The organism is Streptomyces otsuchiensis (genome assembly GCF_004305975.1).
Taxonomy (GTDB): domain Bacteria; phylum Actinomycetota; class Actinomycetes; order Streptomycetales; family Streptomycetaceae; genus Streptomyces; species Streptomyces otsuchiensis.
In genome coordinates this window covers 1-6,146 of record NZ_BHZI01000320.1, presented here as the reverse complement: position 1 = coordinate 6,146, position 6,146 = coordinate 1, and the positions used below count along the sequence as shown (strand labels likewise).

General features: G+C 75.1%; 5 protein-coding genes. 4 read left to right on the top strand and 1 reads right to left on the bottom strand.

The window, feature by feature from the left end; translation table 11 throughout:
• Nucleotides 1-124: 124 nt before the first annotated feature.
• The 4 genes from E0D90_RS22640 to E0D90_RS22625 all read left to right on the top strand — a co-directional run bounded on the left by E0D90_RS22640 (nt 125) and on the right by E0D90_RS22625 (nt 5,388).
• Nucleotides 125-1,021: an FAD binding domain-containing protein gene (locus E0D90_RS22640; RefSeq protein WP_130799863.1), complete on the top strand. Its 897-nt coding sequence runs from the start codon at nt 125-127 to the stop codon at nt 1,019-1,021.
• Nucleotides 1,012-1,566 (top strand): (2Fe-2S)-binding protein, encoded by a 555-nt coding sequence (locus tag E0D90_RS22635; protein WP_130799862.1) that lies wholly within the window; start codon nt 1,012-1,014, stop codon nt 1,564-1,566. Before E0D90_RS22640 ends, E0D90_RS22635 begins: the two co-directional genes overlap by 10 nt.
• 5 nt (nt 1,567-1,571) lie before the next feature.
• Nucleotides 1,572-3,983 (top strand): xanthine dehydrogenase family protein molybdopterin-binding subunit, encoded by a 2,412-nt coding sequence (locus E0D90_RS22630; protein ID WP_130799861.1) that lies wholly within the window; start codon nt 1,572-1,574, stop codon nt 3,981-3,983.
• Nucleotides 3,984-4,101: 118 nt separating this feature from the next.
• Nucleotides 4,102-5,388, top strand: a complete 1,287-nt coding sequence (locus tag E0D90_RS22625) for an XdhC family protein (protein WP_130799860.1) — start codon at nt 4,102-4,104, stop codon at nt 5,386-5,388.
• Nucleotides 5,389-5,437: 49 nt separating this feature from the next.
• On the opposite strand, the gene E0D90_RS22620 is transcribed toward E0D90_RS22625, so the two are convergent.
• On the bottom strand, nt 5,438-6,115 hold the full coding sequence (locus E0D90_RS22620) for a hypothetical protein (protein WP_130799859.1): 678 nt from the start codon (nt 6,113-6,115) through the stop codon (nt 5,438-5,440).
• Nucleotides 6,116-6,146: the final 31 nt, after the last annotated feature.

Below are 6,146 nucleotides of genomic sequence, written 5' to 3'. Positions count from 1 at the left end.
GGGGACTGCCATCCCGCGCTCCTCGCAGCCGGAGCCGAGGTCGAGGCCGCATCGGTGCGGGGCACCCGCCGCATCCCCCGTCTGCGGCCCGACGACGGCCCAGCGACCGAGAGGTGAGCACCGGATGGACTTCCTTCGCCCCACGACGTGGGAGGAGGCGCTCGCCGCCAAGGCGCAGCTCCCCGGCGCCGTGCCCATCGCGGGCGGCACCGACGTGATGGTGGAGATCAACTTCGCGCAGCGCCGCCCCGAGGCACTGCTCGACCTCGGCCGGATCGCCGAACTCACCACCTGGGAACGCGACGGGGAGACCGTGCGGCTCGGCGCCGCCGTGCCCTACACCCGCGTCATGAGCGAACTGCGCCGGGAGCTGCCCGGCCTGGCGCTCGCCGCCCACACCGTCGGCTCACCGCAGATCCGCAACCGGGGCACGGTCGGCGGCAACCTCGGCGCGGCCTCACCCGCCGGGGACTGCCATCCCGCGCTCCTCGCAGCCGGAGCCGAGGTCGAGGCCGCATCGGTGCGGGGCACCCGCCGCATCCCGGTCGAGGAGTTCTACACCGGGGTGAAGCGCAACGCGCTCGCCCCCGACGAACTGATCCGGGCGGTCCGCGTCCGCACCGCCACCGGACCCCAGCAGTTCTCGAAGGTCGGCACCCGCAACGCCATGGTGATCGCCGTCTGCGCGTTCGGCCTGGCGCTCCACCCCGACACCCGCACCGTCCGCGCCGCGATCGGCTCGGCCGCTCCCACCCCGCTGCGGGTGGGAGCGGCCGAGGAGTTCCTCGACTCGGCCCTGGCGGAGGCCGGGCTGTGGGAGAGCCGGGCCGTCGTCCCGCCGTCCGTCGCCCGCCGGTTCGCCGAGCTGGCGGCCGCCGCCTGCTCGCCCATCGACGACGTGCGCGGCACCGCCGCCTACCGTCGCCACGCCGTATCCGTCATGGCCCGCCGCACCCTCCTGTGGACCTGGGAGTCCTACCGGGGCGGCGACCGCACCGAAGGAGGCACCCCGTGCGCGTGAACCTCACCGTCAACGGCCGCCCGCAGCAGGCGGACGACGTCTGGGAGGGCGAGAGCCTGCTGTACGTGCTGCGGGAGCGCCTCGGGCTGCCCGGCTCCAAGAACGCCTGCGAACAGGGCGAGTGCGGCTCCTGCACCGTCCGGTTGGACGATGTGCCCGTCTGCGCCTGTCTGGTCGCCGCCGGCCAGGCGGAGGGACGCCAGGTGGTCACGGTGGAGGGACTCGCCGATCTCGCCCACGAGCGGGCCGGGTCACCCGCGGAGGAGGCCGCCGGCGGCCACCGGGCGGAACCGGCGCCGCTGTCGCCGGTGCAGCAGGCGTTCATCGACGCCGGCGCCGTGCAGTGCGGCTTCTGCACGCCCGGACTGCTGGTCGCCGCGGACGAGCTGATCGAACGCGTGCCGCGCCCGGGCGACGCCGACATCCGCGAGGCGCTCTCCGGCAACCTCTGCCGCTGCACGGGCTACGAGAAGATCCTCGACGCGGTGCGACTCGCTGCGGCCCGCACCGCCGAGCCGGCCGCGGCAGCCGGGGCGGGGGAGTGAACGCCGTGGACACCACGCGACCGGCCGGGGTCACCCGCACCCCCACCGACCTCACCCAGGCCAGCCGCAGCCCCGGCGGAGTCGGGGAGTCCACCAGCCGCCCCGACGGAATCCTCAAGGTCACCGGCGAGTTCGCCTACTCCTCGGACCTGTGGCACGAGTCCATGCTCTGGGGTCACACTCTGCGCTCGCCGCACTCCCACGCCGAGATCCTGTCGATCGACGTCTCCACCGCCCTCGCCGAGCCCGGCGTGCTGGCCGTCCTCACCCACGAGGACCTCCCGGCCCGGGTGAGGAACTACGGGCTGGAGATCCAGGACACCCCCGCTCTGGCGACCGGCCGCGTCCGTCACCACGGCGAACCGGTGGCGCTCGTCGCCGCCGACCACCCCGAGACCGCCCGCCGCGCCGCCGCGCTGATCCGGGTCGAGTACCGCGAACTGCCCGTCGTGCACGACGAGTCGAGCGCGATCGCCGATGACGCGCCGGTGCTCCACCCGGGCCGCGCCGACCACTACGCCCCGCACGTCGCGCACCCCAACATCGTGCACCGTCAGCCCATCGTCCGGGGCGACGTCACCGCGGCCCGTGCCCGCGCCGACGTGATCGTCACCGGCGAGTACGAGGTCGGCATGCAGGACCAGGCGTTCCTCGGACCGGAGTCCGGCCTTGCCGTGCCGGCCGAGGACGGGGGCGTCGACCTCTATGTCGCGACCCAGTGGCTGCACTCCGACCGGCGGCAGATCGCGCCGGTACTGGGCCTGCCGGAGGAGAAGGTGCGGATGACGCTCTCCGGCGTCGGCGGCGCCTTCGGCGGACGCGAGGACCTCTCGATGCAGATCCACGCCTGCCTGCTGGCGCTGCGCACCCGGCGCCCGGTCAAGATGGTCTACAACCGGCACGAGTCGTTCTTCGGCCATGTGCACCGCCACCCCGCGACGCTGCGGTACGAGCACGGCGCGACCGCGGACGGGCGGCTGACCCACCTCAGCTGCCGCATCGTGCTCGACGGCGGCGCCTACGCCTCGGCCTCCCCGGCCGTGGTCGGCAACGCCGCCTCCCTGTCGGTCGGCCCCTACGTCGTGGACGCGGTCGACATCGAGGCGGTCGCGCTCTACACCAACAACCCCCCGTGCGGGGCGATGCGAGGCTTCGGCGCCGTCCAGGCATGCTTCGCCTACGAGGCGCAGATGGACAAGGTGGCCGCCGAACTCGGCATGGACCCGGTGGAGTTCCGGCAGCGCAACGCCATGTCGCAGGGCGCGGTGATGCCCACCGGCCAGGTCGTCGACGCGCCCGCGCCGGTCGCCGAACTCCTGCGCCGGGTCCGGGACATGCCGATGCCACCGCCGCGGCAGTGGGAGAGCGCCGACTCCGTCGGCGCCGCGGGCGTCGACATCCGGGCGCTGCCCGGCGGGCTCTCCAACACCAGCCACGGCGAAGGCGTGGTGCGCGGGGTCGGCTACGCCGTCGGCATCAAGAACGTGGGCTTCTCCGAGGGGTTCGACGACTACTCCACGGCGCGGGTGCGGATGGAGGTCGTCGGCGGGGAGGCCGTGGCCACCGTGCACACCGCCATGGCGGAGGTCGGCCAGGGCGGCGTCACCGTGCACGCGCAGATCGCCCGCACCGAACTCGGCGTCGCCCGGGTCACCATCCTGCCCGCGGACACCCGGGTCGGCTCGGCCGGCTCCACCTCCGCCTCCCGGCAGACCTATGTGACCGGGGGCGCCGTGCGACGCGCCTGCGAGGCCGTCCGCGAACAGCTGCTCGCTCTCGGCCGCGGCCGGTTCGGCGCCTCGCACCCCGGCTGGGCCGACCCCGGACTCGTGCTGGAGGGCGGCAAGGTGACCACCCCGGCGGGAGAGGTGCTGGCTCCGCTGGCCGACGTCCTGGAGGACGAGAGCCTGGAGGTGGAGCTGGAGTTCCGGCCCCGGCCGACCGAGCCGTTCGACGTGCGGACCGGCCAGGGCTTCGGCCACGTCCAGTACTCCTTCGCCGCCCATCGGGCCGTCGTCGAGGTCGACACCGAACTCGGCCTGGTGAAGGTGGTGGAGCTGGCCTGCGCCCAGGACGTGGGGAAGGCGATCAACCCGCAGTCGGTCGTCGGCCAGATCCAGGGCGGCACCGTGCAGGGTCTCGGGCTGGCGGTGATGGAGGAGATCGTGGTCGACCCGGTCTCGAAGGTCCGCAACCCCTCGTTCACCGACTACCTGATCCCCACCATCCTCGACACCCCGGCCATCCCCGTGGACGTGCTGGAACTGGCCGACCCCCACGCCCCCTACGGTCTGCGCGGAGCGGGGGAGGCCCCCACCCTGAGCTCCACCCCGGCCGTGGTCGCCGCGATCCGCGCGGCCACCGGCCTCGCGCTGCGCCGGGTCCCGGTGCGGCCCGAGCACCTCACCGGGACCTGAGCCACCGGGCGCGATGCCGGGGAGCACGGCGAGGGACGGCACCGCCGAACGAGGCGGGGGACCGACGCGACAGAACGACCGCGGCCACGGGGCGCGGCGGAACGGGAAAGGGCCGGCCATGCTGGAGATCGCCGCCGAACTGCACCAGTGGTGCCGGGAGGGACGTGACTTCGCCGTCGCCACGGTCGTGGCGGTCACCGGCAGCGCGCCCCGCCACCCCGGCGCGGCGCTCGCCGTGGACGCCACCGGCACCGCGGTGGGCAGCGTCTCCGGGGGGTGCGTCGAAGGCGCCGTCTACGAGCTGTGCGTGCGGTCGCTGGAGACCGGGACCCCCGTCACCGAACGGTTCGGCTACGGCGACGCGGACGCGCTCGCCGTGGGTCTGACCTGCGGCGGGACCATCGAGGTGCTGGTCACCCCGGTGATCGCGGCGACCGGGAGGGCCGCTGTGGCGGCGGCGGTGGCGGCCGCCACCCGGCGCGAGACGGTGGCGCTGGTGCGGGTGACCGGCGCCGGTGGACCCGGGGCCGACGGTGCGGGCGGGGCGGACGGTATCGAGCCGGATGGCGACGTGCCGGACGGCCATGTACCGGATGGCGACGTGCCGGACGGCCACGTACCGGACGGCCGTGTACCGGACGGCCATGTACCGGAGCAGCCCACCGCGCCGTTCACCGGGGCGCTGCTCGTGCGGCCCGAAGGCACACCGGAGGGGACGCTCGGGGGTGGGGCGGCGCTGGACCTCGCGGCCGCCTCCGAGGCCCGCGCCCTGCTCGACGCCGGACGCACCGGCACCGTGCGGCTGGGGGCGGAGGGCTCCCGCTGCGACCGGCCGCTCACCCTGCTGGTCGAGTCGACCGCCCCGCCGCCGCGCATGATCGTCTTCGGCGCGGTGGACTTCGCCGCCGCCCTCACCCGGGTCGGCCGTTTCCTCGGCTACCGGGTCACCGTCTGCGACGCCCGCCCCGTCTTCGCGACCGGGGAGCGCTTCCCGGACGCCGACGAGGTGGTGGTGGCCTGGCCGCACCGCTACCTGGAGACCACCACGACCGACGCGCGTACCGTGCTGTGCGTGCTCACCCACGACGCCAAGTTCGATGTGCCGCTGCTGGAGCGGGCGTTGCGGCTGCCGGTCGCCTACGTCGGCGCCATGGGGTCGCGGCGGACCCACCGTGACCGGCTGCGCCGGCTGCGCGAGGCCGGGCTGGGGGAGGCCGAACTGGCCCGGCTGCGCTCGCCCATCGGACTCGACCTCGGCGCGCGCACCCCCGAGGAGACCGCGCTCTCCATCGCGGCGGAGATCGTCGCCGCCCGGCGCGGCGGCAGCGGTGTTCCACTGACCGGCGCGCACACCCCCATCCACCACGAGCGGGGCCCGGCCTCACCGGCCCACGCGCGGCGGTAGCCGTGGGCGGGTACGGGGGATCGCTCCGCACCCGCCGGGCGGGCCGGTGTCAGCCCTCGGCGCCGCGTGCGGCGAATCCGTCGGCGGCGTCGTTGACCGGCTGCGGAGTGCCCGTCAGATCCAGTACGAACAGCGGCAGCCGCAGCTCGTCCGCCCGGGCCCGCGCGGCCCGTTCGTAACCGGCGAGGGAGAAGGCCACCGGCGTCAGCTCCTCCGACATTCCGTGCAGCCACAGCGTCTCCACGTCGCGCAGCGCGGTGGGCACGGTCGTGGCGTCGACGACGCCCAGCACCCGGGATCCGCGCAGGTCGATGCCGGAGGCCGGGCGCGGCACGGCGGTGCGCACGTCCTGGAAGCCCAGCCAGCGCAGGAAGTGGCCGGCGCAGGAGACCGCGTCGTGGGAGGTGCGGATGGTCAGTGGGCGGAACGCGGCCCGGCCCACGCCGGTGCCGTGTTCGGCCGCGCCGCCCGTTCCGGGCGCGAGCCGCACCATCGCGCCGCAGGGGCAGCAGAACTCGGGCTGCGGCCACTGGCCCGCCTCCCCGCAGGAGGAGCACCTGACCTCGGTCCAGGAGTCCGCCCAGGAGCGGTGCCGCACCAGCACCGCCCCTCCTCCGGAGAGCAGCGGCACACTGACCGCCGCGCCGCAGGAGCAGGGGTACTCGGGCGGGCTGAAGGTGTGCTCGCGGCGGCACGCCGGGCAGCGCACCGGCACGCTGTGGGCCATCGGGACTCCAGGATCGGGGAGGAGGGGCGGG